Here is a 25,171-nt window from a genome sequence, read left to right on the forward strand (position 1 = left end):
GACTTGGCAGATTTTGCACTTATGTTTCAAGTAAATCAATGTGAGAGTGGTGACAAATAGTAGTCAGTTTCGGTTTTTTTCTGATAAGTGGTAGGTGAGTGGGGGGGGGGCAACTCTTTGCAGAATTGTTTCAGTGGTTGCTTTGTGTGGCTGGAAAAGGGTTCCGAAGTTTTGTTACAACTATGGAACCCTTTATGTATCAAATGACCTTGGAGTACAGAGGCTTTTCTTTCATCTCGGGTTGATTGAGGTAGTGGTCAAACTGCATGCAGATGTTACGGATCAGCAGTTTTCCCTTGGGCAGTACTTCCAGTAAGTCATCGCTACTCAGGCTGACAAGGCCGTCTGCCATCATCGGCTCAAGTCTGGCAAGCTCATCACGGAAGTAATCTCTGAATTGAATGCCAAACTGTTCTTCAATATCGCTTAACCTTAGTTTGAAGTGGCAGATCAGCTGGGTAATCACTGCCTGACGAACCTTATCGTCATCCGTCATCTTCAGTCCGCGTACCATCGGCAGCTGTTTCTCATTGATCATGGAGTAGTACTGTGCTTCATCAGTACTGTTCTGTATGTAAGTGTCGCCTACCTGGCTGATGGAAGAAACTCCCATGCCAATCAGGTCGCAGTGGCTATGGGTGGTATAACCCTGAAAATTTCTGTGCAGAGTGCCTTCTTCCTGGGCAATGGCCAGTTCATCATCTGGCAGGGCAAAGTGATCCATGCCGATGTAGATGTATCCCTGATCCAGCAGTTTTTCTGTGGCCTGCTGAAGAATCTCCAGCTTCATTTCAGGTGCCGGCAGATCCTGATCATTAATTCTGCGCTGTGGCTTAAAGCGGTGTGGCAAGTGCGCATAATTAAACAGTGATAGCCGATCCGGGGTCATATCGATCACCCGGTCAATGGTTTCCATAAAGCTGTTCGTTGTCTGGAAGGGCAGGCCATAAATCAGGTCCATGTGTACGGATCGGAACGCCATTGCCCTGGAGGCATCAAGAACCGATTGAATCATACTTTCAGGCTGTACCCGATTGACGGCTTTCTGCACTATTGGGTTCAGATCTTGAACACCCATACTGATCCGGTTAAAGCCCAGGTCTCTCAGCGTACTCATCATGGGCCAGTCGACTTCCCTTGGATCCAGCTCAATGGAGTAGTCTGCGGTATCGCTGTGGGTCAGCTGAAAGTGCTGGCTGATATGCCCCATCAGGTCTGTAATCTGCTCCCTGCTCAAAAAGGTGGGTGTACCACCCCCAAAGTGCAGTTGCTCAACCCGTTGTTCATGGCTGTATAGCGCCGATTGCATCTCTATTTCACGGAACAGGTATTCCAGATAAATATTGGAGCGGTCACGGTGTTTGGTCACAATTTTATTACAGGCGCAGTAATAGCAGACATGGGAGCAGAACGGGATGTGGAAGTAGAGTGATAGCGGCTTGATGCTGCTGGCACTGGACTGGGCATTTTGATGGTATTTCTGAATATCAAAGCTGCTATCAAACTGCACCGCTGTGGGATATGAGGTGTAACGCGGGCCTGAGTGGTTGTAACGGTGAATCAGGTCTTTATCCCAAACTGGTGCACTATTCATCATTGCTCTCGAACGGTAATCTTCATGTCTTGTCAGTCAGTGTTTTCGCCTTCAGATCTGTCTTTCGGTGCCGGAAAGCTTAAGGCAAAACAGTCTGTATTACGTCATGATGCGTCAGGATAGTGTAGAAAGATTTTCAAGGCTGTTCTTTGATCGATGTCAATAGGTAAGAACCGAACTCAATATGCCTTACGGGTTCGTCTTTCCGTGTTTTTATTGGAGTAGTGTCGCAAATGGCGTGAAATTTAAGAGGGCGGCAATGATACCTGCTCTTTGGCTATAAATCGAGCAAATAATGCCTGGGTAGGATTCTTATTCTGAAGGGGGTCTGATTTGTATTTTTGATGAGTCATTATACATCACTGCTGTCCGGTTAGAAATTGGGAAGAAGCTTAAAGAGCCTGTCCCTGCTGCTTTGCGTTAGAATAGCTATTGTCTAGACAGCTTTTCTGGAACAGGCAAAGGGCAGGCATGAAGCATCATAACAGCGTTTTTCTATAGCAAAAGGTCATAGACCGCCTGGCCCGTGGGGCTGCTAGCGACATGGTACGCCTGATTGATTCCACAACGATTGATTTGAACCTGAATCAGTTTGAGTGGGCACACTTCCGAAAGACTAAAGGGAGGATCAAGTTGCACACGGTTTATGATCCTGAGGCCGATACACCGACATTTTTTGAACTTACAACCGCCAAAGTAAATGACTGCAAGGCCGCGCAGAACCTACCGATCATGCCTGGTGTTACCTACGTTTTTGATCGGGCCTATGACGACTACAGCTGGTACTACGAAATGACGAATCAGGGCACCTGGTTCGTGGGGAGAAGAGAATGAAAAGCTCTGCAGTCTATGAAGTCATTGAAGCGCGGGAAACCACGGAGGATTTCATTCTGGAAGACCAGATTATCCGCCTCTCGTCAGATAAAGGCTGGAAAGCTTGCCCAACAGACCTTCGGCAAGTTCGCATTCGTCGGGAAGAAGACCGCAAGATGCTGACATTCATCAGTAATGACCTGAGCAGGGCAGCGGCAGAGATAGCAGCCCTGTATAAATCCCGCTGGCAGATCGAGCTATTTTTCAGCTGATCAGTGCTGCCATATGACACGACTGCGGGGAACCAATGGTACAAGGGCATGTCTAATGTTAAAAAACGACAGTTACCATTATTTCTAGCGCCCCATTGGCTCCTACGTCACGCTCGCCAGGGAAAGGCGTTCGAGAGCTCGTCGTTTGTCCATTATCTGGGTTGTAAAATGAAATCTTGAGGAGAGTAACAACATGGATGTCAGCGCTAGAGCAGGCTTTCCCGCAAGCCCTTCAGGCAATAGCAGCCCTGTTCTCAGCAGCGACCAGCAACTTGCCGATCAACTGGTCAATGCAGCTGCAAAAGGGGATACCCACCAGGTGATCCGCGCCGTTGCAGCCAATGGCTTAAACATACTGTCGAACCCCCATAGCGAAACGGGTAACACGGCCCTGCATGCCGCCATACAAAACCGTCATGTTGAGGTGGTGGGTGCAATCACAGGCCTGCTTGTTCAGCCCACCCCATCGAGTACCGTCAACCTTCGAAAACTTTTAGATCTGAAAAACAACGAAAACCATTCGCCGTTGGAAGTCGGTGGATTAACGCCCGAGATCAAAACAGAACTCTTACCCTGTCTATCTGGCCGGTGGCCCTTTTGCACCACCCATAAAGGATACATCGTTTTCCCCTATCAGCAGGAGTGTGGATGCAGGGTTTGTGCATTGTGTTCGGAGAACATCAAGTCTGGCGATGCAAACTGTATAAATTGTCAAGAATATCTCAATGAAGGCAGTAAAATGCCTGATTTTGGCCTGATGATGGACGCTAAGCGTGATATCAGGAAATACCCCGTGCTGTTTGACGGGGCAGACACTCCTGCCTGTCCCAACTGCAAAAGCCTGGCCTTTCCACCGTTTGAATCCCAGTGTGGTCATGTTCTCTGTTACACCTGCGTATCGAAAACCGATAAGACATGTCAGGCAAAAATCGATGACACCGACAATCTTTGCCAGCAACCGCTTAAATCGATTCATCTCGATGAGGGCGCCAGCCAACGCTACATTCGTCTTTTTTCCTCGCAGACACAATACGGTGACTGTTCGGCCCTCGGGCAGCCCATCCGGGAAGCGATGAACCGCCCGAGCACCTCCGCAGAGCGGGTTGAGGCACCCCCTGCAGCCGATGTTTCTATGGCCCACGCTGACACCACCGTTATCAATGGCATCACCGTAGAGAATTGCCCACACCTCCCTGGCCGGCCTGATCGATACGCGGTTCCAGCCAGCGACAGGATTCATAAAAAATATTCCGACGACGTAGCGTTAAACCTGAAAATCGAGGAACTGGAATACAGGCTGGAGTTTTCCTCTGAAAAGATCGCAGCAAAGCTGGATAAAGCACTGGCCAATGCCCGTGCACAACAGGAAGCAGAGCAAAAAAAGAAAGAACAACGCGTGATTTCATCCCCGTCAAATGACGACGAACAGCTTAGTCAGTCTTATGATTCTGACTCTGAGGGCGTATCAGACAGTTCGTTGGAATCACTTTCCTCAGGGTATTACTCGATGTCAGACATGGAGACTGAAAACTCGGAAGATGAGGAGATCGACATTCTTAGTCTGACTGATGAGCCTGTTCAGCAAGAAGCATCAGACAGTTTGTTGGAACACTTCCTCCGAGAGTTTGATGCAATGTCAGCAATGTTCTCTGACCAAACCCCTACAGTGCGGGAGACTGATTGTTCAATTACCCACACACAACAAGAAGAACAAGTAGCGGCAGAGCAAAACGAGCCTGAAAACCCGGAAGATGAGGATATCGACATTATTTCTCAGTCTGATGAGAATGATCAGCAGGAAGAATCAGACAGTTTGTTGGAATACTGTCTCCGAGAGTTTAATGGAAGGCCAGAAACGTTGTCTGATCAAACCACTGCAGCGCTGGGGACTGAACGGGCCATTGCCCACACACAAGAAGCTGTAGAACACGTAGCGGCAGAGCAAAATGAGCCTGAAAGCTCTGAAGATGAGGATATCAGTATTATTTCTCAGTCTGATGAGACCGATCAACAGGAAGCAGCAGAGCAACAAGCAACAACCCAACACGTGATTGCACAACCGACAGAGGATGATGAAGGCATCCTTGCTCTGTCTGGTGATTTTGTTGGTCAATGGCTAGCTTCAGGCCATTCGTGGGGAACGCACTCTTCTCTGTATTACACAATGTCAGAAACGAGTCCTACCCCCATCACCGCAGTGCCGGAGCCTGAACCGACAAATGCCCAGACACTACAAGAGGAACAACAAGAAGAATCGCCAGTGCAACGGGTGCTTGAACAGTCGCTGGATGACATCGAAACGCCTGCTCTGTCTGCTGACCCTGGTCTCCCTCCCTATGAGTCTTACGCAACACCAGAAATGTTGCATGTCCCAATCACAGTACTGCCGGCGACCGAACCGACACCTCCCCAGACCCAACAAGCAGCGCCTGAGCAGTACATGATTGCACAGCCGGCTGAGAGCATCGAACCGCCTGCTCTGTCTGATGGTGCTGAGCCACTGGAAGCAATAGACAGTTGGCAGCCAGTACTTCCCCCGGTGTCCTGCAAAATGTCAGAAACGTTGCCAGGCGTCAGCATTGCCTCTTCCATTGGATTGCGACCCACCATGGAAGATGCCCACATTGCCACCCACTTCACGATTAAGGCGGGAGGGGAAAATGTGCCGATTAGTATATTCGGGGTTTTCGATGGACATGGAACGAAGGAGGTCGCGGACCATGCTGCACAGCATATCGTTAAATTCCTCACCAAATGGCTTGAATTGTACAATGCGGAAAGCCTGACGGATGAGAGGATATGGAATGCCATCAAAATTGCCCTCGTTGACCTCAGCCGTAGCAGTCACTGTGTATTTGGCGGTAGCACCGCCTGTATCGGCCTGATCATCAAGAACGAACTTTGGATTGCCAACCTGGGTGATTCCCGCGCCATTCTGGTAAACCGTAACGGGGAGGTCATTCAGTTAAGCGAGGATGCCAAGCCAGAGAATGAAATCTACAAAACATCGATAGAAAAACGAGGCGGGTTTGTTGGAAATGCCCTTGGCATTTATCGGATCAACAATATTCTTGCACCGGCAAGGGCTTTAGCTGATCACCATTTAAATGGTGCGGTGTGCTCACGTGCCAAAATCGCCCGGTACCCCCTTACCGACTTTTCCGGTTGCCTGGTGCTGGTCTGTGATGGCGTGACAGAGGTGTTCACGACCAAAGAGATCGCTGATATAACGCGAGAAGCGCTGAATGAGAATGCCCCAGACATTAACATTGCAGACATGATAGTCAAACGATCACTCGCTGCATACACAACAGATAACGTATCGGCCGTCGTGGCTCCATTGGGGGGGGGCTGATTAGCAGAATGCTCAAACGCATCGGGGCTGCCGATTCAATGACAGGTTTCAACATTTACACATTGATCAGCTTTTAAGACCTTTCCCTTGCGCGGATTCATTCAACAACAGGCATTTAACGCTGTCTCGTCCAGGATCACTAACCGGCTCTGACCCTGCTCAAGATCTCCCAGGGGCATGTGTCCCACAGAGACCCGGTAAAGCGCCAACACTTGGTTTCGAAAATAACCAAAAATGCGTTTCATCTAGTGATACTTGCCTTCAATGATCGAGAGCCTGTCGGTGTAAGGGGAGAGAATTTCTAAACAGGCGGGCTGAGTGGTAATGTTTTCGTACGCAAAGTAGACCTCTTCCCGAAAGACGGCAATGTACTCATCCGTTAATGGCTTAAAACGCCGATAACGGCAGCCGATTTGCTCAACGATTGGGTGTTACCATTTTATGAGGCTGAGGAGCTGCCTGTGTTGCGTATTCTGACCGATCGCGGGATAGAATACTGCGGCAGGGCAGCTCAGCATGATTATCAGCTTTATATAGCGGTGAACGACATTGAGCATACGACAACCAAGGCCAGGCATCCGCAAACGAATGGTATCTGCAAGCGCTTTCATAAGACGATTTTGCAGGAGTTTTATCAACCTGCCCTTAGGAAGAAACTGTACAGAACCATTGAAGAATTACAGATTGATCTGGACGAGTGGTTAATCCACTACAATACTGAGCGCACCCATCAGGGCAAGCGGTAATGGATTAAACAGAATCTGAAAATCAAACGCTTTATTGGGCGAAGTGAAAATGCAGTCAAAATCCAGGTATTGACAGCTATGATTGCCTACTTGCAACTGCGTTTGGTTCAGCTCAACTATCCCGGCAGGTTATCTCTTCAACAGATAGCTCGGAAGATTGACCTGAATCTGATGACAAAGCGATCGTTGGTTGATTTATTGAGCAATACGCCAGGGAAAAGCATAGCCCCTGCATTGATTGCTCAGGGCTTTCTGGAGCTTCAGAATGTTTAACCGGACAGTAGTGATTATATATACTATGTTTGCTGCCATCTGATGAACGATAGCGTTGAAATTGAACGAAACGATTGAGTGATGTCTGGCAGCATAATCAGGAGGCAGTCTCATGCTTTATACCAACAAGCTTGCAGCGGATAGCCCGTTTCCAGCGATAAGTCTGCCGGATTTGCAGGGTCAGCAACATGTCTTAGGCAAGACCAAGGAAGGTGTTTCATGGCAACTGCTCATCATCTACCGTGGTAAGCATTGCCCGCTGTGTACCAAATACCTGAATCAGCTTGAGGGATACAAAAGTCAGCTGGCGGATATGGAGGTTGATATTGTAGCCGCTTCCGGTGATAGTCGGGAGCAACTGCAGGAGCATGCGGAAAAGCTGAACGTTTCCTTTCCATTGACTTATGGGTTGACGGAAGGGCAAATGAAAGAGCTTGGGCTGTATATCTCTGTGCCCAGATCAGAGCAGGAAACGGATCATAATTTTGCTGAGCCCGGCCTGTTTGTCATTAATGAACAGGGTACCGTTCAGGTTGTGGATATTTCCAATAACCCCTTTGTGCGTCCTGATCTCGAAGCCCTGGTCAATGGGCTGTCCTGGATTCGTAACCCGGAAAATAATTATCCCATCCGTGGTACTGCACCTTACTGACTGGGCTGGGTTGAGAATTGCGATCTTTCCGTATCCTTTACTGTCTGGTTTGGTAGCAGCACCATCGCGTTGGGATAATTTTCCTGAAGTTGTTGCCAGGTAAGCACGAAAGTTTCCAGATCATCGTCAGTCTCAGAGAGAGGGGAGATGGTCTGGTTGACTAAATCACCACCCACGGACTTTAGTGCAAATGGGTTCCATAGGCTTTGAGTGTTCCTGTCGTACAAGAGAAAGCCGAACAGTCCTTCATTGATAGCCTGGTCGGAATAGAGATAGCCTGTAACACCGAACGTCAACACTTGTTGATCAATTTTTCTGGAAAAAATCTGTGCCAGGCCTCCCATATGGCAAAAAGTGGCAAGGATTGGCTGGCCGTTGAAGGTGTCATTGACTGCTTCATGTTTATTCATCAATCGCAGATTCCATGCCTTTACTGCCCGCGTTGATTTGGAGTGGATAGCAAGGCAGTGATCATCAGCTTTAAAATCGTTGAAATGATGGGAGGAAATCTTGTCGTATTCCGGAATGATCAGTGCTTCAAATGCTTCTTTGCCAATACCAAAACGAAGATTTTCTGGGTTGATATCGCCCTCGTTCACGGTAAATACTGATCCGTCACTGTTACCTTTACCTTTACTGGCATCGATGTTCATATGTTTTTTGGCCAGTTCTTGATAGTGACCGGTACCGTCTGCGGTTAAATGTAGTTTGCCGCTATCGATCCAATAACTTGCCTTGTCCTCTGTGTTCTGTTTTGTCGTGGACTGGCTTCTTAGAAGTTTCTTACTATCAAGTCTGTCAAATTGTCCTTGGTAGGTTTCGGTAAATTTTAAAGATGCATCGCTGGTAAAATGTGTCGAATTTAACAGTGCGTTGCACTTGCACTCAGTTGCGGTTTTGACTGCTCGGGTTGATAACGACGTGTCATTATCGAGTGCACAATTTGGCTGCTTTTCATTCTGGTGAAGTAAACTCAGATTATCGACATGGTGCTTTACTTGATACGACCCTGTAAGGGCTTGTTCCTTTTCGGGGGCAGAATGGGTGTGACTACTATCGTATGGAGTAAAACTCGCATCCTCCAAGATTCTCGGTTCCATCAACACAAACCTATCAATAAACTTTCCAGCTTTGATAGCAAAAACTTCATGAAGTTTCATAAAGTGTGAAATTATCCCATGTTATGCATCATCGACATCAACCATTTCTGGTGCGCGCCCGGCATAGACCACAACCCAAAAAGGATGATCAGCAAACCAGCGAGGTTGCGGGTGATGCTGGCTTGAATGATACCGCTGAGTTGTCTGGAGAAAGCGCCGAGCAAGAAAACTGAGGGTATGGTGCCGATACCGAATGAGGCCATTAACAGTGCACCCTGTACAGGTTGCCCCTGAGTGGCACTCCAGGCCAGTGTGCTATAAACCAGTCCGCAGGGTAACCATCCCCAGAGCATGCCAACAGCCAGAGCATTGGGGAAATTATTGATGGGAAGCAAAGCTTGGGCCTTGGGCTGGATATGTTGCCAGAGCTTATGTCCGATCTTTTCCAGATGAGTCAAGCCACGCCACCAACCCGTCAGATAAAGCCCCATAGCGATCAGCATTATGGCCGCAAAGTAGCGCAGCCCCATCTTTACTTCCGGACTGATGCCTCCCAGATACCAGCCGATGCTGGCCAGAAGGAAGCCGGCAATGCCGTAACTGGTAACCCGCCCAAGATGATAGGTCAGCATCAGCCAGAAGATCTGTGACCGCGACTTGCCTTCCAGGGAAAGACTGAGCGCAGAGGTGATGCCACCACACATTCCGATACAGTGGGCACTGCCAAGTACCCCCAGAGTCAACGCTGAAAGTAGAGTGGGCACTTCATTGATGGTCATACATTACTGCCTTGTATTTTCCTTGCTATTGAAATGCAGGCGGCTATCCCGTCTCGCACTATTATTAAGTAGCGTGGGTGAATGGATTACTTTGTTATTGAAGAGCCTGTTTTATCACTCTTTGATGGTTGAGGGCGTTGAGGCTCGTCAAAAAGAATGCTGTGCGCAGGTCCTTCAAGGTCGTCAAACTGACCATTGTCGACAGCCCAGAAGAATACTTTGATCGCTACAGCGATCAGGATCAGAGCCAGAGGTATCAGGATAATGAGGCTTTCCATGGTCAGGCAGCTCCTCTGGATTCAAGGTGTGCATAAGCTTCTTCTGATTGGTCCAGCTCCTTGACCAGTTTGCCTGGGCGGTTTAGTCGCAGGGCATTGGCCACAACAATCAGTGAGCTGAGTGCCATGCCGGTAGCCGCCATCCATGGAGCAATCATGCCTGCAGCGGCCAGAGGTAGTGCAGCCAGGTTATAGCCAAGGGACCATGCCAGGTTTTGACGGATAATTTTCCGGGTTCTGACGGTGAGGTTAAAGGCATCTGCCAGTCGTTCAAGGTTCCCGGAAATCAACACTGCGTCAGCACTGGTGCGAGCCAGGTCAGAGGCGTTGCCCATGGCCATGGAGATATCTGCACCAGCCAGAACGGGAACATCGTTGATGCCATCACCCACCATTAAGACCTTATGGCCTTGGCTCTGCAGTTTCTGGATATAGTGCAACTTGTCATCCGGGCTGCTTTCGGACTTCCACTGCCGTATACCCAGAGATTCAGCCGTCGAAGCGACAACAGGCTCGGCATCGCCACTTAATAGTGTGACGGTTTTACCCATCTGGTGGAGTCGACGGATCGTATTAGCAGCCTCAGGGCGCAGGCTGTCGGTAATTCTGAACCAGCATAGTGGTTGCCAGGATTTCTGATCAGTACTTTCAGACATCAGCAGCCATTGCCCATCCTGCTCAGGTGTTGCCAGCTTGCCGGAGGTGAAGGCAAAATCTGGCCGTCCAATACGATAAAGACGGCTATCAATGGTTCCTTCTATCCCCTGACCAAGATGATTCTTAACATCATGAGCCTGCTCATCAAGCGAATCCACTTTGAAGAGGAAGGCTTTGGCAATAGGGTGCTCAGAGTGTGCCTCCAGGACTGCAGCCCGTTGGAGCAATGCCTCTGTTGAGTGGTTGCAGTTATCGAGAGGAACGACCTGGCTCAGTGAGAGTTCACCTTTGGTTAAGGTGCCTGTTTTATCAAAGATCACATGGTCGATGGTTTTCAGCCCTTCCAGAACATGACCACGGGTAACCAGCAGACCAAGTCGGTGCAGGTAGCCAGTGGCAGCGGTCAGTGCTGCTGGAGTCGCCAGAGACAGTGCACAGGGGCAGGTAACCACCAGTACCGAAAGGGTAATCCAGAACGCATCTTCGGGAGCAATGCCAGACCAGCCCCAGTAGACGCAAATGGCGACCAGCAAAACACAGGCAACAAACCAGCCGGCCACCTTGTCGGCAATCTTGGCGATAACGGGTTTATCCTGCTGCGCCCTTTGCAGCAGCTGGATAATGCCGGCTACCCGGGTCTCTTCGCCGACTTTGGACACCTTAAGCTCAATAGGGTGATCCACATTGATACTGCTGCACAGAAGCGTATCGCCGGGCTGTTTTTCGATGGGCAGGTATTCTCCGGTCAGCATGGCTTCATTAACGCTGGTGGAGCCACTGATCAGGATGCCATCTGCAGGAATGGCGTCACCGGGAAGAATTCTTACCTTATCGTTTGGTTGCAGGTCCGCAACCGGGACTCGCTCATACTGTCCATTGACCTCTTTCAGGCAGCTGGGAGGCAGCAGGTTGGTCAGCGCGCGAGCAGCCCTGGCGGTTGCATGTCGGGCGCGAAGTTCAAGATAGCGGCCAGTCAGCAGGAAGAAGGTGAACATGGAGACAGAGTCATAATAGACTTCGCCACTGGAGCCTTCAGCGAAGAAATAAACGGAGAAGGTTGCCCACAGGCTGGCAAGGTAGGCACCGCCAATAGCAATTGATACCGGAACGTCCATACCAAGATGTCTTATTTTTATATCCCGCCAGGCCGCCTTGAAGAAAGGGGCTGCCGAGTACAAAACGACAGGGGTCGCGATTACGGCACTGAAGATCCGGATCAGGTCCCGGTAAATTTCCGGCATATCTTCACTGATCGCGCCTGAATAGAGAGCGATGGCATACATCATTACCTGCATGGCGCCAATACCCGCAACAGCAAGGCGACGTATAAAGGTTCGGTTTTCTTTTTTCAGCAGGGCTTCCTGCTGGTCGGCACGCCATGGGAACGCCTTATAACCGATTCTGTGAATTTCCAGCAGAATCGAGCTTAAGGGGATCTCGCTGTTAGACCAGGTGATCTGTGCCTCATGAGTACTGAGGTTTACATTGACCTGCTCAACCCCTTCCAGTGCTTCCAGGTGGTTTTCCAGTAACCAGACACAGGCAGCACAGGTGATGCCATCAATCAGCAGGTTGGCAGTCAGGTGGTCGCTTTGATGCTCTTCTCGGTTGTTGGATGCCAGGTCAGCAGGTCTGACAAAATCCTTTTGCACGGCTTCACGGTCATAGATCTGCAGCTCTTCCTGCAGTCGCTGATTCAGGTCATTGACCTGGTTGGCGCTTTCGGTTCGGTGCTGGTAATAATTCTCAAGTCCACCGGCAACGATAGCTTCGGTCACGGCCTTGCAGCCCGGACAGCACATGGGCTGCTGTGTTCCTTCAACTTCTGCAAAAAAAACGACCGGTTCACTGACCGGCAGTGTGCAATGAAAGCAATGGGTATCGGTCATCAGGCATCCGGATTTTTCAGGGTAATTGGGGTTTCCGGTGAGACGATGGCCTCCAGTGTGATCTTCCAGCCTGTTTCATAACCCACTTCCGGAATCAATTCGTCCAGAGTTTCCAGTTGCAGGTAGTAACGACCGGCAACCAGCTCTTCCAACTGGCCGACATAGATCGGGTTTTGTTCAGGTTGCGTAGCCTCAGAGGCTACATTCGAAGAGATGCCGAAGGATCGGGTCAGCATGATGGCTTTGTCTTTGTCTTTAAAGACCGGGGAGAGAAAACTGAGTTTAAGCTGTTGAGGCCAGGCATCTGGGGCTCCCTGCATCTTGACTCTTACTTCACCGATCAGCTCATCAATGGTCAGTGTGCCTTCAACGGCCATGGTGCGGGCATTTTCAATCCGGGTCATGTCCTGATTGATGGTTTTACCATTCTTGTAATAGTCATCAATGACCACGCTGTCCTGATGAGTGAACGCGGTGTAGACCTGGAAGCTACCCCAGGCAAACGTTACCATCAGAATGCCCACGATATACCATGCCCAGGGCTCTCGGTACCAGGGGGTAAATGGTTCTTTATGAGCAGAAGGGTGGCTTCCTGTCAGAGTATCTCTCGTTGTCGACTGCGTCATGGTACAGGGTTTCCTCTATCGTCCGGGCACCATAAATCGGCTTTCAGCGGTAATGGCTTCCAGTCCGGGTTGACTGGAGCTGATGCTGAAGCGAACCGGCCGTGTGGTGGGGGCTCCATCAATCAAAGGAGCGATAACCCTGATGATTTCCTGCTCCACACTGCCTGGCTCTACCACAATGGCGGTTTTGCCCGCTATTTTCAGGTTCTCAATACCAGCCACCTGTATTTTGATTTCATGGGGCTGCTGGTCTTTGTTAGCGACTTTCAGTGTGTAGATATTTTCTACCTGGTCATCACTTATGACCCGGTAAAGTACATTTCTATCCCTGAGTACTTCCAGCTCCAGCGGAATGCGATGGCCAAGGCTGAAGATAAACAGGCAGATCATGATAAATAATGCTGAACTATACCCGATTAGACGGGGGCGAAGCCAATGGGTCTTCTGGCCTGCAAGTTCGTTGTCGGTGGTGTAGCGTATCAAGCCCTTGTCATAGCCCATCTTGTCCATGATGGTATCGCAGGCGTCGATGCAGGCAGCACAGCCTATGCATTGATATTGGAGCCCATCACGGATATCGATGCCAGTGGGGCAGACCTGCACGCAGACACTGCAGTCCACGCAGTCACCGAGCCCCTTGCTTTTGTGGTCAGCGCTTTTCTTGCGAGGGCCACGCTGTTCTCCGCGGTCTTTGTCGTAAGCAACGACCAGCGTATCATTGTCAAACATGACGCTCTGGAAGCGGGCGTATGGACACATGTAAATGCAGACCTGCTCCCGGAGATATCCTGCATTACCATAGGTTGCCAGGGTGAAGAAGCCGAGCCAGAAAACGCCCCAGGGGGCAACGTCAAGTGCGGCTATATCAAATACCAGTTGCCGGACAGGAATGAAATAACCGACAAAGGTGAGTGCTGTAGCAAAAGCGACACTCAGCCAGAGAATGTGTTTGGCACTCTTGCGCAGAAATTTCTCAAGGGACATGGGCTCTTTGTCCATCTTCATTCTGCGGTTTCGTTCCCCTTCGGTAATCCGCTCTGCCCACATGAATACCCAGGTGAAGACGCTTTGGGGGCAGGTGTATCCGCACCAGATTCGTCCGGCAAAAACCGTTAATGCAAACAGGCCAAAGGCGCAGATAATCAGTAGCCAGGAGAGCAGGATAAAGTCCTGGGGCCAGTAGGTGGTGCCGAAGATGTGAAATTGTCTGGCGGGCAGGTCAAAGAGAATGGCCTGGCGACCATTAAGGTTGATCCAGCAGGTGCCAAAAAAAAGTAAGAAGAGGAATGTACCGCCAGCCAGGCGAAGTGTTCGAAAGCGGCCTGAGAAACTTCTGGTATAGATCTTGTCAGGTTTCTGATAGAGATCGATCAGTTCCGGTTCCTGATTGGCATTGTGTTTGTTCATAGCGCCCAAATATACCGGTAAGGTTTTTATGGATTTTCAGCAAGGAACCCCTCTGGGCTTATATAAGCCTTTTAAAAGGGGGAAGAGCACAAAGGTCCTTTGTGCTCTTCCAGGAGCCTGTCGGACTTAACCTGCCGTAGCGAGAAAAAGTCCGACAGGCTCCCGGCATCAAGGCTATTCAGCCTTGTGGGTCAGGCTGTAGACATAAGCAGTCACCAGGTGAACTTTCTCTTCGCCGAGAATGTCTTTCCATGGTGGCATAACGCCATTTCGTCCCTGACGGATGGTGTATTCCACTTGAGCCTGGCTTGATCCGTACAGCCAGGTATTGTTGGTCAGGTTCGGAGCGCCCAGGGCAAAGTTGCCGGTGCCATCCGAGTTATGACAAACAGCACAGGTTGTACTGAAGATCTTTTTGCCCGCTTCCAGATCCTCTTCGCTGGCACCGGTATCGATGCCGGACAGTTCACGGGTGTAGCTGGCAACCTGCTTCACACCTTTATCACCAATAACGGCACCCCAGGCAGGCATCTGCCCCTGACGGCCGTGAGCAATACTTGCTTTAATAGCGTCAGGTGAACCACCGTAGAGCCAGTCGCTGTCGGCAAGATTTGGGAAGCCGAAGTTACCGCCGGCATCCATGCCGTGACAAAGCGCACAGTTGTTGATAAATACCCGCTCACCCATTTTCAGGGCCTTCGGATTTTTAATTAGTTCCTCAATCGGGGTGGCAGCGTAGCGGGCAAATTCAGGAGCATACTTGCGGTCATGCTTCTGTTGATCCTGTTCCAGCTCTTTAACCTGAGTCCAGCCAAGGACGCCTTCCCACTTACCCATGCCCGGGTAGAGAATCAGATAGCCAACGGTAAATACCAGAGTGGCTATGAACATGATGAACCACCAGTGGGGCAGAGGGTTATCATATTCCTCAATGCCATCATAAGCGTGACCGGTGGTCTCTTCGGTCATTTCCTTGCGCTGGGCCTTACGAGTTGAAAACAGAACCCAGGTGACCAGTACAAGGCAGGCGGAGGTCAGTAACACGATCCACCAGTGCCAGAAATTACTCATCGTTATGCTACTCCTCTTTTCTGGGAGTTCTTATGGGTTTCCCGGTGGCTGTTTGTTGCATCGGCATCAAGAGCACCAGCTTCCGAGTCATCAGCAAATGGCAAGGAGGCGGCTTCATCAAAGTCGCCTTTACGTCTGCTGCTGTATGCCCAGAAGACCACCGATAGAAATGCGATCAGGGCGACCAGTGTCGCCAGTCCTCGAATCGTATTGATATCCATCAGCGTTTACTCGAAATAACGGTGCCCAGCCCCTGGAGATAAGCCACCAGAGCATCCAGCTCGGTTTGCCCTTTTACAGCATCTTTGGCGCCGGCAATATCTTCATCGGTATAAGGAACACCCAGTGTGCGTAACGTTTCCATCTTTCTTGCCGTCAGCTTTCCATCCAGCTTGTTGTCCGCCAGGAATGGGTAAGCGGGCATGATGGACTGAGGCACCAGGTCACGTGGATTGATCAGGTGAGCACGGTGCCAGTCATCAGAGTAGCGACCACCAACCCGCGCAAGGTCTGGGCCAGTACGCTTGGAACCCCAGAGGAATGGGTAGTCATAAACAGACTCACCGGCGACCGAGTAGTGTCCATAACGCTCAACCTCGGCGCGCAGTGGCCGGATCATCTGGGAATGGCAGCCTGCGCAGCCCTCTCGGATGTATATGTCTCGACCTTCCAGCTGCATTGCGTTGTAGGGCTTCAGGCCATCAACGGGCTGAGTGGTCTCTTTCTGGAAAAAGAGCGGGACGATCTCAACCAGGGAGCCAAAACTGATGGCAACTACCACCAGTATCACCATCAGGCCAAGATTCTTTTCAACAATATCGTGCTTGCTAGCCATTATTATTATCTCCCTTCAACCGGCGCAGTGGTCGGGTTGAGTTCGAGGGAGTCATCCTCCGATTCACTGGCAGTACGGTATACGTTGTAAGCCATTATCAGCATGCCAAGAACAAAGAAGGCGCCACCAATAGCGCGGACAATGTAGCCGAAGCCACTGGCTTCTACGGACTCAATGAAGCTGTAGGTCAGGGTGCCGTCTTCGTTCACTGCGCGCCACATCAGACCCTGAGTGATACCGTTCACCCACATGGCAACGATGTAAAGTACGGTGCCGATGGTTGCCAGCCAGAAGTGCGTATTGATCAGGCCCACGCTGTACATCTGCTGTTTGCCGTACAGTTTTGGGATCAGATGATAAAGAGAACCAAACGATACCATGGCTACCCAGCCCAAGGCTCCAGAGTGTACATGACCAATAGTCCAGTCAGTGTAGTGAGACAGGGCGTTAACGGTCTTGATGGCCATCATCGGTCCTTCGAAGGTAGACATACCATAGAAGGAAAGGGAAACCACCAGGAAGCGCAGGATCGGGTCGGTCCGCAGTTTATGCCATGCACCGGAGAGGGTCATTATGCCGTTGATCATGCCACCCCAGGAAGGAGCAAGCAGTACCAAGGACATTACCATGCCCAGGCTCTGAGCCCAGTCAGGCAGTGCGGTGTAGTGCAGGTGGTGTGGGCCAGCCCAGATATAGATGGCAACCAGTGCCCAGAAGTGCACGATGGACAGACGATAGGAGTAAACCGGACGCTCGGCCTGTTTTGGCACGAAGTAGTACATCATGCCCAGGAAACCTGCAGTCAGGAAGAAACCTACCGCATTGTGGCCATACCACCACTGGATCATGGCATCCATGGCACCAGCATAGGCAGAGTAAGACTTGGTCAGGCTGACAGGCAGGGAAGCGCTGTTAACAATATGGAGCACTGCAACCGTAATAATAAATGCGCCAAAGAACCAGTTAGCCACATAGATGTGTTTGCTCTTGCGCTTCATTATGGTGCCAAAGAAGACCAGCGCGTAACTGACCCAGACAATGGCAATCAGAATATCAATCGGCCACTCAAGCTCGGCGTACTCTTTGGAGGAGGTTATGCCCAGGGGGAGAGTAATCGCGGCAGCAACAATCACCAGCTGCCACCCCCAGAAGGTGAAAGCGGCGAGCCCTGGCATGGCCAGTGTCGTTTGACAGGTGCGCTGGACGATGTAGTAGGACGTTGCGAACAGGACACAGCCGCCAAACGCAAAAATCACCGCATTGGTATGCAGTGGCCTCAAGCGTCCAAAGCTGGTCCAGGGCAGGCCCAGGTTTAGTTCAGGAAAGACCATCTGAGAGGCAATCAGCAGGCCTACCGCCATACCAACAACTCCCCAGACCACGGCCATGATGGCAAACTGCCGAACTACCTTGTAGTTATAGGTCGGCTGTAACGTTGCAGTGCTCATGCTCCATGTTACCTTCGGGTTATACTTATGAGATTGGTGGTTATTGTGGGTAAACCGAAGTGAGGATGTATTGATCTGGATCAATATCCGATCAAAAAATGAGCCAGTTGCTTCTGTTCTAAACAGAGTTGTTGTAGTTTTAGCCGTTTGCCTGTTTGGGGCTGAAGTACCTGATAGTCAGTCGTTGTAAAAGCCTTGACCACAGGGTTTCTGCCTTCTTCCTTGTAAACGATTTGCAAAAGCAGAATTTACGTGCTGTTTTTTATGTTTTTTCCCGTATGATAGTGCTGGTTTGCTATACGCTCTGGCATTAGCCACAGCATTGAGTGCACAACCCCATTGGAAAATTAAAGCACCAGTTCCTGCTTTCCCCTTGCCAACCTTTTAAACAGGCTTTGGTGTACCAACAGTTCTGACTTCTTTTATCCTCATCTGGTTATCGCGAGTATATATGCAATACTCCGGCGATCCCGTGGCAATCATACAGAAATATAAGGGTGCCTGCTAATGCTTTTTCGGTCTTTACTGGTACGTTCTGTTCGTCTTTGTGACCACTGAAATCGCTGAAGGCTGTATGTATAAAGGCATTTGGCCGAACCATAATGGTGAATGTCAATCAGACTTTTTTGAAATAAAAAAATAGATTTTTGTTGGAGGCTTTCTTGGAACTGGTATGGAATAAAGCCGGAAACGATTCGGAAGTTCTTATTCTTGCGCATGGTGCCGGAGCAGGAATGAACAGTGACTTTATGGAACGTATAGCTGAGCTCTTATACAGTTCAGGGATCACTGTCGTACGGTTTGAATTTGATTACATGCAGCAACGACGTGAAACGGGCTCAAAGCGTCCGCCGGATCGGCAGCCAAAACTGCTGGCCTGTTGGAAGCAGGCAATCGAGCTTGTGTATGAACAGGTGCAAAAGCCGGTTTTTATTGGTGGAAAGTCCATGGGGGGGCGAATGGCTACTCTGTTGGCTGCTGACCAAGCTCGTGATAAGGCGGATCAGATGACGCTTCCTTTCAAAGGGGTGGTCTGTCTTGGGTATCCGTTTTATGCCCCCGGTAAAATGGATAAGCCCCGTACCGAGCATCTGGAGCAGTTGCAAACGCCTGTGCTGATTCTTCAAGGTGATCGAGATATCATGGGCAATCTTGAGAATGTCAGCACCTATTCACTTTCATCGGCAGTGAATATAGATTGGCTACCTGACGGTAATCATGATTTGAAGCCAAGAGTGTCGTCAGGTTATACACAAAATGACCATTTGAAGCTTGCTGTTGAACGTATCAAGCAATTTGCTGGAGGTTAATGCTGTGTTTTATTTTACTTCTTACATAATCACCTTCCAGTCGCTTCTAGACTATATTGATGGTTCGCTCAATACGTAGCAGTTAACACTGCTACAGCGAATTATTCACTGGTTTAATTTGATGAGGTGTATTGGTTTGCGTCAATTTATTGAAGGGTTGCCAAAAGCGGAACTGCATATCCATATTGAAGGTACTCTGGAGCCGGAGCACTGCCTTGAACTGGTCAATAGAAATGGAATTACATTGCAGCATAATACGCCAGAAGCAATTGTTTGATCTTATGATTTCAATGATCTGCCTTCCTTAAGTGACCAGTGGGGAGATTATACTTACCTAGCCGAAATGAATGAGGTCTAAGTGATGAATTCTAGGCTGGAGAAACAGCTGGCGCTGGTGATAGAGCTGGATCAGCTCAAGTCTGTGTTGAGGCGAAATCATGTTAAAAGCGCAGGAGGGCGTTTGGAAAACAGTGCTGAGCACAGCTGGCATGTGGCTTTAATGGCGATTCTTATGGAGGAATATACCAATGAGCCAGTAGATATCACCAGAGTTGTTAAGATGCTGTTGTTACACGATGTTGTTGAAGTCGATGCAGGGGATACCTTTGTGTACGATGCTGCTGCTTCAGCGAAACAAGGGGAAAAGGAGCTTGCAGCTGTAGCGCGACTTTTTGGAATGCTTCCTGAAGACCAGGGGGAAAAGCTGAAAGCCGTTTGGCTAGAGTTTGAAGCTGGTCAGAGTGCTGATGCAAAATTCGCGAAAGCACTAGACAGAATTATTGCCATGTTACTCAACTACCATACTCATGGTCAGTGTTGGCAGGAACATGGTGTCAGAAAAGAGCAAGCCCTGACAATCAATCGTTGTATCGAGGATGGGTCCCAGGTGCTTTGGGAAAAAGCGAAACAGATTGTTGACGAAGCTGTCATTAAAGGCTGGCTGAAAGAGTAATGGCGTGTAGTCAGTTTTTGGAAAATGATAAGAAAGCTCCTCCATTTCTGAAGGAGCAAGCAGTTGATGGGCAGAGTTTCATCTCTCTCAGCTTATTATTCGGGTATGCAGGTCCTGCTGACTGAGCAGGGTTTCTACGATCTTACCTATCGATATTTTCAAAAAGCCGCTTCGGAAGGAGTTGTGTATGCTGAAGTGTTTTTTGATCCTCAGGCTCACACTTCTCGGGGCGTGGACTTTGAAACGGTGATCTCAGGCATTCACCGTGCTCAGAAAGACGCACGGCAAGAGCTGGGTATCGAGTCAGGACTCATCATGTGTTTTCTCCGCGACATGAGCGCTGAAAGTGCCATGGAGCACTTGCACATGAGCTTGTCGTATAAACATTGGATTATTGGGGTTGGACTTGACTCCGATGAGCGCGAAAACCCTCCCTCCAAATTTGCTGAGGTGTTTTTTGAGGCCAGAAAGCATGGATTCCGGTTGACCATGCATTGTGATGTTAACCAGCAGGATTCATTGCTTCATACCAGAGAGTGTCTTGATCAGATTGGTGTGGATCGATTGATCATGGTGTCAATGTGCTTGAAGACGAAGAGCTGTGCCTGGATCTGGTGCATCGGGGGATTGGTCTTACCATCTGTCCGGTTTCTAACCATTACGTGGTGCAATCCTTTACCTCCGAAGAGATCAGAAGTCTGATCAGTAAGGGGGTAAAGGTGACCGTTAACTCCGATGACCCTGCTTACTTTCGAGCCTATATCAACGAAAACTTTCAGGTACTTGCAGAAGAAGGTGACTTTTCTCAACAGGAAATTGTTCAACTGACGAAAAATGCGTTTGATATTGCCTGGTTGTCAGACGATGTAAAAGCGGTGTACCTGAAGAAACTGGAGAACTACGTTGCCAGCTTCCCCTCTTCGGTAGTCATTTGACTTTCTCAGGAATCCTCGAAATGATGACAAAGAGGGTTCTGGTAAACCAGAGCTGATAAGAAACACAACGGTGCGGGGCTGATTATGACGATGACTTCAGAGTGGTTATCTGTGCTGCCGAAAGCTGAGCTGCACATGCACATTGATGGTAGTCTGCAGGCAGAACGTATGCTGCAGTTGGCGAAGAAAAATGGCATTGATCTGCCCTATAGCACCGTTGAGGATGTTAAAGCTGCCTATCAGTTTGAGGACTTGCAGAGTTTTCTGGACCTGTACTACCTGGGAGCTTCCGTCCTGAGGGAAGAAGATGACTTCTACCATTTGATGATGGACTACCTGGTTAAGTGTCGGGAAGACAATATTGTCCACACAGAAATCATGGTTGAACCCCAGACCTATCTGGCAAATGGCATCGATTTTGATGTGTTTATGTCAGGCTTTAAAAGAGCTATTACGGATGCCAAGTCATGGGGTATCAGTGTTTTATTGATTCTCAGTTTACTTAAGCATACGACGGAAGATGAGTGTATTGCTGTTTTAAACATGGCGGATGACTATTCGGATGACTTCGTTGCCCTGGGAATGGCAAGCACGGAGATAGGTAATCCGCCGGAAAAATTTCAACGGCTTTATGAGCTGGGTAAAGGCAGAGGGTATAACCTGCAGACGCATTCTGGAGAGGAGGGGGCAGCTGATCTTATCTGGGGCAGTTTGGAAACTATGCAGGCTATGCGTATCGATCACGGTGTCCGCTGTACGGATGATCCTCAGCTGGTTGAGCATTTGAAAAAACATCAGATTCCTTTAACGGTCTGCCCTCTTTCCAATGTCCGTCTTCGGGTTTTCGATAAAATTGAAGACCACAACATTATTGATCTACTGAAAGAAGAGGTTCTGGTCACTGTAAACTCAGATGATCCTGCGTATTTCGGCGGCTTTCTGAACGATAATTACCATGCGCTGATCGATGCTTTTGATCTTGATAAAACTGATGTACTTGCGCTGGTAAAGAATGGATTCCGAGCCAGTTATTTGCCTGAAAGTCGGATTAATGCATTTGTGAATGAATTGGATGGAATGCTGGGTGGTTGATCGAACTGGTCTGCAACCAGGGATATAAAAAAGCACCTCATAAGGAGGTGCTTTTTTATGGTTATCGGTTTTCTTTAAGAAACTCAATGGAGGGTGCAAAGAAAGCGCAGCCGGTGACTGCGGTGGAGAAGTTCATCAGATGATCATAATGGCCATGAGCATCGGCTTTAATCATCGCTTTCAGCATCAGGTTAAAATGTTTAGGGGTTTTTCCATAGGCAATAAAGAACAGACCTGATTCCCTGGCATCTCCATAAGGCATGCTATGGCGAAGAATCTCCATGCTTTTGCCATGTTCATCTTTCAGATTGACCCGTTTGATATGGGCTATGGGTGCCTTCTCTTCAGAACTGAACTCAATATTGTCTTCTTTAGTACGGCCAATAATGGTTTCCTGATCTTTCAGCGGACACTGTTCCCACTCTTTCAAATGGTGTACGTAACGTTGTGTGTGGATATAGCTGCCACCGGCAAATGAGCTGTCTTCATCGCCAACAATAGCAACCGCGGCACGGTTATCACCTTCCGGGTTTTCAGTACCGTCCACAAAACCGGTGAGATCGCGGCTGTCGAGATATCGGAAGCCACTGACGTCTTCCTGAATTTGCACAGTGCTGCCAAGCTGGCGAAGCAACTGGCTCATCAGAATGTAATTCACATCCTTGCGGTCAGAGCGAATGTGCAGGAACAGGTCACCGGCTGTTGCCGGTGCTTCGCGGTCACCATCTTTGACGGCCATAAATGGACGCAGTGCAGCAGGTTTTCTGCTCGAATACAGCTGTTCCCAGGCATCACTGCCAATACTGATGGTTGAGCTGAGCCTGGCATCTGGATACTGACTGGACAGGCTTTGAGTTAATTCAGGAATGCCCGATAGCGTCTGGCGGATGTGCGACAGACTGCCACTGGTACTTTCTTTGATCGTCAGTACCAAAAAATGAGCGTCGGAATTGGCATCCGGAGTGATGCCGGACTGAGGCGTTGGCATGGTCTTAAACCTTGAAAGTCTGTGAGTTTATTTATCCGTCACGCTTTTTATCGGCCGTTGGATGAATGGGCCGTTACTGCTGTTTTTTACCGGTGGATAAGTAATGACCAGACCATTGCTGCTGACCGGATGAGTCTCCACCGGGTTTTATTGGGTAACTATTATATTACCACGACTGAATATTGATTACTGTCAGGGATCAATACAGCCATTTATGTAATTTGTAGGTATTTATTTGGAGTGGTTATGAATGATAACGCATAGCTGCTCATAGCAAGTCAAATACATGCTTCCCTGTGTCAACGGTACTTTCTGTTGGTGTTGTCTGATATGTTGGCTGTGTAACCGGGACTAATTCTATTTGATTAGTCATTGTTATCTCAGGGATTGCTATTGCAGCTTGACCATCAACAGGATCATGTTGATCAGTGGGTGCTTTTTGGCAACAGGGGAGTAAGCTTAGGAGCATCATCAGTGGCAGAAAGTAAAGGGCCAGAGAGGTGAAAAAGGCGGCATTAACGACGACGAACTCGGTGCCAGGCATGGTTGGAAGGTAACTGCCAAAGCCTGAGATGTCACACCGTTCAGCCTCGTGTAGTTTGGCAAGATATTCAGTATTTGCGTTGGCCATCCCCCGGTAGCAGAATGCCAGGATGGTAGAGATGATCAATGAAGGGAGCTTTATACCTAAATGCTCACAAAAGAGTTCCTGTATTTCTTTTACCAGCTCACTTTCACGGAATGCAATGTATAGGTTTTCTCCTTTTTTGAACATTTTTTCGACGGAAAAGGAAAGTGAATTGCCGAGAAAGACGGATGACACTGCTCCGCAGTAGCCTATAAAGTTAAACATACCCGTCATGATCGGAGATGCTTCTGTGGTGAACGCGGTACAGTTCGAAAAATCTGTGCCTGAATTTTCCAACAGTGTCTGGTTGCTGAATAGAGTCGCATTGAGATTATTTGTAGTCTCAATAGAAGAGACAAGGCCTCTAGCAGCAAAAAATTTGGCAGTGTATAAGAATATAACGATGGAGGAGGTGATGTAGAGTACAGCCTTTCCCAAACCTTTAAGTTTTTCGTAATAATGGGGCTGATTGAAATATTCCTGTAAGGCTTGTGTTATGGATTTGCCCTGATTAAGACTCTGGATAACCATTTTTGCTAAATCTGTTCGAAGTTTACGGTTGTTCTTCAGTAGGGAGTGAATGGTCTCAATCTCTCTCTGGTATTTTTCATCAACCCATGAACTGTCTCCACTTTTCAGAGCAGCAAATACCCGCATAAGCGATTGCCGAGTCTGTTCTTTTACTGGGCCTTCGAATAATTGATATTTACTGTCCTGCACTGAACCAATCAGCCTTTTGAAAAGCGTTGTGAAGGTGATGGTCTCTGCTGTGATGTTCAGAATAGCCAAAGGAGCAGCCAGAGGAACCCATCCCGTTCGGTAATAGATGCCTAAAAATGTGAGTGCTCCATCGGGGAGTGATCCCAGAAAAGGGAGTATCCCCAGTAGTACTTGATGCATAACCGCTTTGGATTTCTGGCAGCGGTTTTTCTTAGAAAAATCTGGCCATTGGGCCTGTGCCGTTGAAAATGTTTCATACGACCCGCCAGTGTGCAAAATGGCGGTACCAATAATAGACAGACAAAGCATGGCTTCTTCTGCAGGAGTGGGTGAAGTTCCTGCCATTCCAACCAGATTTAATGCTCCAGAAACACCCATTCCCACACTTGCTGGGAGCGTTTTTTTGAGGGGAGCCTGTCTCGTAGTTGTTTCTGTTGTGCTTTGGTGCTTGTCTTTTGCAATACTACTGATTTCAGCAAATCTGACGGGGTTTCTATACTTTCAAACTGATACCTATTAGCGAGCATTGGCTGATGTTCAGAGTCCTGTTGCTCTGGACAAGGTGATTCCGATAAAGATCTACTGGTTCTCTGGAAAGGCTCAGCAGTGAACTTTGTGGGAAGGTGTCATCACCGGCGTAAAAAGTCCTCAAAACACCAGTCCAAAATGACCTGTCGTTAAGTATAGCTTTTTGGGGTGGTCTGCAAGTCTGATAGTTCCAGAAAGTTAAATATTTTACTAAGCTGACTCT

The 25,171-nt window shown here is 48.9% G+C and carries 22 protein-coding genes and 2 pseudogenes; 11 read left to right on the forward strand and 13 right to left on the reverse strand.

Annotation, left to right across the window (positions count from 1 at the left end; translation table 11 throughout):
• Positions 1-199: 199 nt before the first annotated feature.
• Positions 200-1,594, reverse strand: a complete 1,395-nt coding sequence (gene hemN / locus AK963_RS06115; RefSeq protein WP_066014603.1) for an oxygen-independent coproporphyrinogen III oxidase — start codon at positions 1,592-1,594, stop codon at positions 200-202.
• A gap of 543 nt (positions 1,595-2,137) precedes the next feature.
• Between hemN and AK963_RS36555 the strand changes: the two genes are divergently transcribed.
• The 6 genes and pseudogenes from AK963_RS36555 (at position 2,138) to AK963_RS06145 (ending at position 7,705) form a co-directional block, all read left to right on the forward strand.
• Positions 2,138-2,428 (forward strand): transposase, encoded by a 291-nt coding sequence (locus AK963_RS36555; RefSeq protein WP_066014574.1) that lies wholly within the window; start codon positions 2,138-2,140, stop codon positions 2,426-2,428.
• Positions 2,425-2,679 carry a transposase gene (locus tag AK963_RS36560; RefSeq protein ID WP_066014575.1) on the forward strand — a complete coding sequence of 85 codons (255 nt, stop codon included), beginning with the start codon at positions 2,425-2,427 and terminating at the stop codon, positions 2,677-2,679. The genes AK963_RS36555 and AK963_RS36560 overlap by 4 nt, the downstream gene beginning before the upstream one ends.
• Positions 2,680-2,872: 193 nt before the next feature.
• Positions 2,873-6,034 (forward strand): protein phosphatase 2C domain-containing protein, encoded by a 3,162-nt coding sequence (locus AK963_RS06130; RefSeq protein ID WP_066014576.1) that lies wholly within the window; start codon positions 2,873-2,875, stop codon positions 6,032-6,034.
• Between the two features lie 389 nt (positions 6,035-6,423).
• Positions 6,424-6,774: pseudogene (locus AK963_RS06135) on the forward strand (integrase core domain-containing protein); the annotation flags it as partial.
• Between the two features lie 84 nt (positions 6,775-6,858).
• On the forward strand, positions 6,859-7,053 hold the full coding sequence (locus AK963_RS06140) for a hypothetical protein (protein WP_066014578.1): 195 nt from the start codon (positions 6,859-6,861) through the stop codon (positions 7,051-7,053).
• A 112-nt stretch (positions 7,054-7,165) separates the two neighbouring features.
• On the forward strand, positions 7,166-7,705 hold the full coding sequence (locus AK963_RS06145; protein ID WP_066014579.1) for a redoxin domain-containing protein: 540 nt from the start codon (positions 7,166-7,168) through the stop codon (positions 7,703-7,705).
• Here the strand turns inward: AK963_RS06145 and AK963_RS06150 are convergent.
• The 10 genes from AK963_RS06150 to ccoN all read right to left on the reverse strand — a co-directional run bounded on the left by AK963_RS06150 (position 7,699) and on the right by ccoN (position 17,795).
• The gene (locus AK963_RS06150; RefSeq protein ID WP_066014580.1) at positions 7,699-8,865 is read right to left on the reverse strand and encodes a DUF3179 domain-containing (seleno)protein; all 1,167 of its coding nucleotides are present in this window, start codon (positions 8,863-8,865) and stop codon (positions 7,699-7,701) included. The two genes, AK963_RS06145 and AK963_RS06150, sit on opposite strands and share 7 nt — an antisense overlap.
• Before the next feature lie 11 nt (positions 8,866-8,876).
• Entirely contained in the window at positions 8,877-9,584 is a 708-nt protein-coding gene (locus AK963_RS06155; RefSeq protein WP_066014581.1) for a sulfite exporter TauE/SafE family protein, read from the reverse strand.
• A gap of 86 nt (positions 9,585-9,670) precedes the next feature.
• Entirely contained in the window at positions 9,671-9,862 is a 192-nt protein-coding gene (gene ccoS, locus AK963_RS06160) for a cbb3-type cytochrome oxidase assembly protein CcoS (protein ID WP_066014582.1), read from the reverse strand.
• A 2-nt stretch (positions 9,863-9,864) separates the two neighbouring features.
• Entirely contained in the window at positions 9,865-12,408 is a 2,544-nt protein-coding gene (locus AK963_RS06165) for a heavy metal translocating P-type ATPase (protein WP_066014583.1), read from the reverse strand.
• Positions 12,408-13,034, reverse strand: a complete 627-nt coding sequence (locus AK963_RS06170) for a FixH family protein (protein WP_066014584.1) — start codon at positions 13,032-13,034, stop codon at positions 12,408-12,410. Before AK963_RS06170 ends, AK963_RS06165 begins: the two co-directional genes overlap by 1 nt.
• A gap of 15 nt (positions 13,035-13,049) precedes the next feature.
• The gene (ccoG, locus tag AK963_RS06175) at positions 13,050-14,441 is read right to left on the reverse strand and encodes a cytochrome c oxidase accessory protein CcoG (RefSeq protein ID WP_066014585.1); all 1,392 of its coding nucleotides are present in this window, start codon (positions 14,439-14,441) and stop codon (positions 13,050-13,052) included.
• Positions 14,442-14,615: 174 nt separating this feature from the next.
• Positions 14,616-15,512, reverse strand: a complete 897-nt coding sequence (gene ccoP / locus AK963_RS06180; RefSeq protein WP_066014586.1) for a cytochrome-c oxidase, cbb3-type subunit III — start codon at positions 15,510-15,512, stop codon at positions 14,616-14,618.
• Between the two features lie 2 nt (positions 15,513-15,514).
• Entirely contained in the window at positions 15,515-15,733 is a 219-nt protein-coding gene (locus AK963_RS06185) for a CcoQ/FixQ family Cbb3-type cytochrome c oxidase assembly chaperone (protein ID WP_066014587.1), read from the reverse strand.
• Entirely contained in the window at positions 15,733-16,347 is a 615-nt protein-coding gene (gene ccoO, locus AK963_RS06190; protein ID WP_066014588.1) for a cytochrome-c oxidase, cbb3-type subunit II, read from the reverse strand. The genes AK963_RS06185 and ccoO overlap by 1 nt, the downstream gene beginning before the upstream one ends.
• Positions 16,348-16,352: 5 nt before the next feature.
• Entirely contained in the window at positions 16,353-17,795 is a 1,443-nt protein-coding gene (gene ccoN, locus AK963_RS06195; protein ID WP_066014589.1) for a cytochrome-c oxidase, cbb3-type subunit I, read from the reverse strand.
• Between the two features lie 662 nt (positions 17,796-18,457).
• Between ccoN and AK963_RS06200 the strand changes: the two genes are divergently transcribed.
• From AK963_RS06200 to AK963_RS06220, 5 genes and pseudogenes are all read left to right on the forward strand, one after another.
• On the forward strand, positions 18,458-19,105 hold the full coding sequence (locus AK963_RS06200) for an alpha/beta family hydrolase (RefSeq protein ID WP_066014604.1): 648 nt from the start codon (positions 18,458-18,460) through the stop codon (positions 19,103-19,105).
• Positions 19,106-19,241: 136 nt separating this feature from the next.
• Positions 19,242-19,382, forward strand: coding sequence for a hypothetical protein (locus AK963_RS31850; protein ID WP_139117270.1), 141 nt, complete (start codon positions 19,242-19,244; stop codon positions 19,380-19,382).
• An 84-nt stretch (positions 19,383-19,466) separates the two neighbouring features.
• The gene (locus AK963_RS06205) at positions 19,467-20,057 is read left to right on the forward strand and encodes an HD domain-containing protein (RefSeq protein ID WP_066014590.1); all 591 of its coding nucleotides are present in this window, start codon (positions 19,467-19,469) and stop codon (positions 20,055-20,057) included.
• 105 nt (positions 20,058-20,162) lie between these two features.
• Positions 20,163-20,992, forward strand: a pseudogene (add, locus tag AK963_RS35125) (adenosine deaminase).
• Between the two features lie 84 nt (positions 20,993-21,076).
• Positions 21,077-22,084 carry an adenosine deaminase gene (locus AK963_RS06220; RefSeq protein WP_066014593.1) on the forward strand — a complete coding sequence of 336 codons (1,008 nt, stop codon included), beginning with the start codon at positions 21,077-21,079 and terminating at the stop codon, positions 22,082-22,084.
• 61 nt (positions 22,085-22,145) lie between these two features.
• Here AK963_RS06220 and AK963_RS06225 read toward each other — a convergent pair whose 3' ends face one another.
• Together AK963_RS06225 and AK963_RS06230 are read right to left on the reverse strand one after the other, a co-directional pair.
• Positions 22,146-23,072, reverse strand: coding sequence for a Dyp-type peroxidase (locus tag AK963_RS06225; RefSeq protein ID WP_066014594.1), 927 nt, complete (start codon positions 23,070-23,072; stop codon positions 22,146-22,148).
• A gap of 268 nt (positions 23,073-23,340) precedes the next feature.
• Positions 23,341-24,420, reverse strand: coding sequence for a hypothetical protein (locus tag AK963_RS06230; protein ID WP_139117271.1), 1,080 nt, complete (start codon positions 24,418-24,420; stop codon positions 23,341-23,343).
• Positions 24,421-25,171: the final 751 nt, after the last annotated feature.

Origin of the sequence: Endozoicomonas atrinae, assembly GCF_001647025.1 — a bacterium.
In the GTDB taxonomy this organism is placed as follows: Bacteria; Pseudomonadota; Gammaproteobacteria; order Pseudomonadales; family Endozoicomonadaceae; genus Endozoicomonas; species Endozoicomonas atrinae.

What these genes read in the sequence shown, in the direction of transcription:
- hemN (WP_066014603.1), bottom strand. Translation starts at nt 1,594, where the DNA reads ATGAATAGTGCACCAGTTTGGGATAAAGACCTGATTCACCGTTACAAC.
- AK963_RS36555 (WP_066014574.1), top strand. Translation starts at nt 2,138, where the DNA reads ATGGTACGCCTGATTGATTCCACAACGATTGATTTGAACCTGAATCAG.
- AK963_RS36560 (WP_066014575.1), top strand. Translation starts at nt 2,425, where the DNA reads ATGAAAAGCTCTGCAGTCTATGAAGTCATTGAAGCGCGGGAAACCACG.
- AK963_RS06130 (WP_066014576.1), top strand. Translation starts at nt 2,873, where the DNA reads ATGGATGTCAGCGCTAGAGCAGGCTTTCCCGCAAGCCCTTCAGGCAAT.
- AK963_RS06140 (WP_066014578.1), top strand. Translation starts at nt 6,859, where the DNA reads ATGATTGCCTACTTGCAACTGCGTTTGGTTCAGCTCAACTATCCCGGC.
- AK963_RS06145 (WP_066014579.1), top strand. Translation starts at nt 7,166, where the DNA reads ATGCTTTATACCAACAAGCTTGCAGCGGATAGCCCGTTTCCAGCGATA.
- AK963_RS06150 (WP_066014580.1), bottom strand. Translation starts at nt 8,865, where the DNA reads ATGAAACTTCATGAAGTTTTTGCTATCAAAGCTGGAAAGTTTATTGAT.
- AK963_RS06155 (WP_066014581.1), bottom strand. Translation starts at nt 9,584, where the DNA reads ATGACCATCAATGAAGTGCCCACTCTACTTTCAGCGTTGACTCTGGGG.
- ccoS (WP_066014582.1), bottom strand. Translation starts at nt 9,862, where the DNA reads ATGGAAAGCCTCATTATCCTGATACCTCTGGCTCTGATCCTGATCGCT.
- AK963_RS06165 (WP_066014583.1), bottom strand. Translation starts at nt 12,408, where the DNA reads ATGACCGATACCCATTGCTTTCATTGCACACTGCCGGTCAGTGAACCG.
- AK963_RS06170 (WP_066014584.1), bottom strand. Translation starts at nt 13,034, where the DNA reads ATGACGCAGTCGACAACGAGAGATACTCTGACAGGAAGCCACCCTTCT.
- ccoG (WP_066014585.1), bottom strand. Translation starts at nt 14,441, where the DNA reads ATGAACAAACACAATGCCAATCAGGAACCGGAACTGATCGATCTCTAT.
- ccoP (WP_066014586.1), bottom strand. Translation starts at nt 15,512, where the DNA reads ATGAGTAATTTCTGGCACTGGTGGATCGTGTTACTGACCTCCGCCTGC.
- AK963_RS06185 (WP_066014587.1), bottom strand. Translation starts at nt 15,733, where the DNA reads ATGGATATCAATACGATTCGAGGACTGGCGACACTGGTCGCCCTGATC.
- ccoO (WP_066014588.1), bottom strand. Translation starts at nt 16,347, where the DNA reads ATGGCTAGCAAGCACGATATTGTTGAAAAGAATCTTGGCCTGATGGTG.
- ccoN (WP_066014589.1), bottom strand. Translation starts at nt 17,795, where the DNA reads ATGAGCACTGCAACGTTACAGCCGACCTATAACTACAAGGTAGTTCGG.
- AK963_RS06205 (WP_066014590.1), top strand. Translation starts at nt 19,467, where the DNA reads ATGAATTCTAGGCTGGAGAAACAGCTGGCGCTGGTGATAGAGCTGGAT.
- AK963_RS06220 (WP_066014593.1), top strand. Translation starts at nt 21,077, where the DNA reads ATGACGATGACTTCAGAGTGGTTATCTGTGCTGCCGAAAGCTGAGCTG.
- AK963_RS06225 (WP_066014594.1), bottom strand. Translation starts at nt 23,072, where the DNA reads ATGCCAACGCCTCAGTCCGGCATCACTCCGGATGCCAATTCCGACGCT.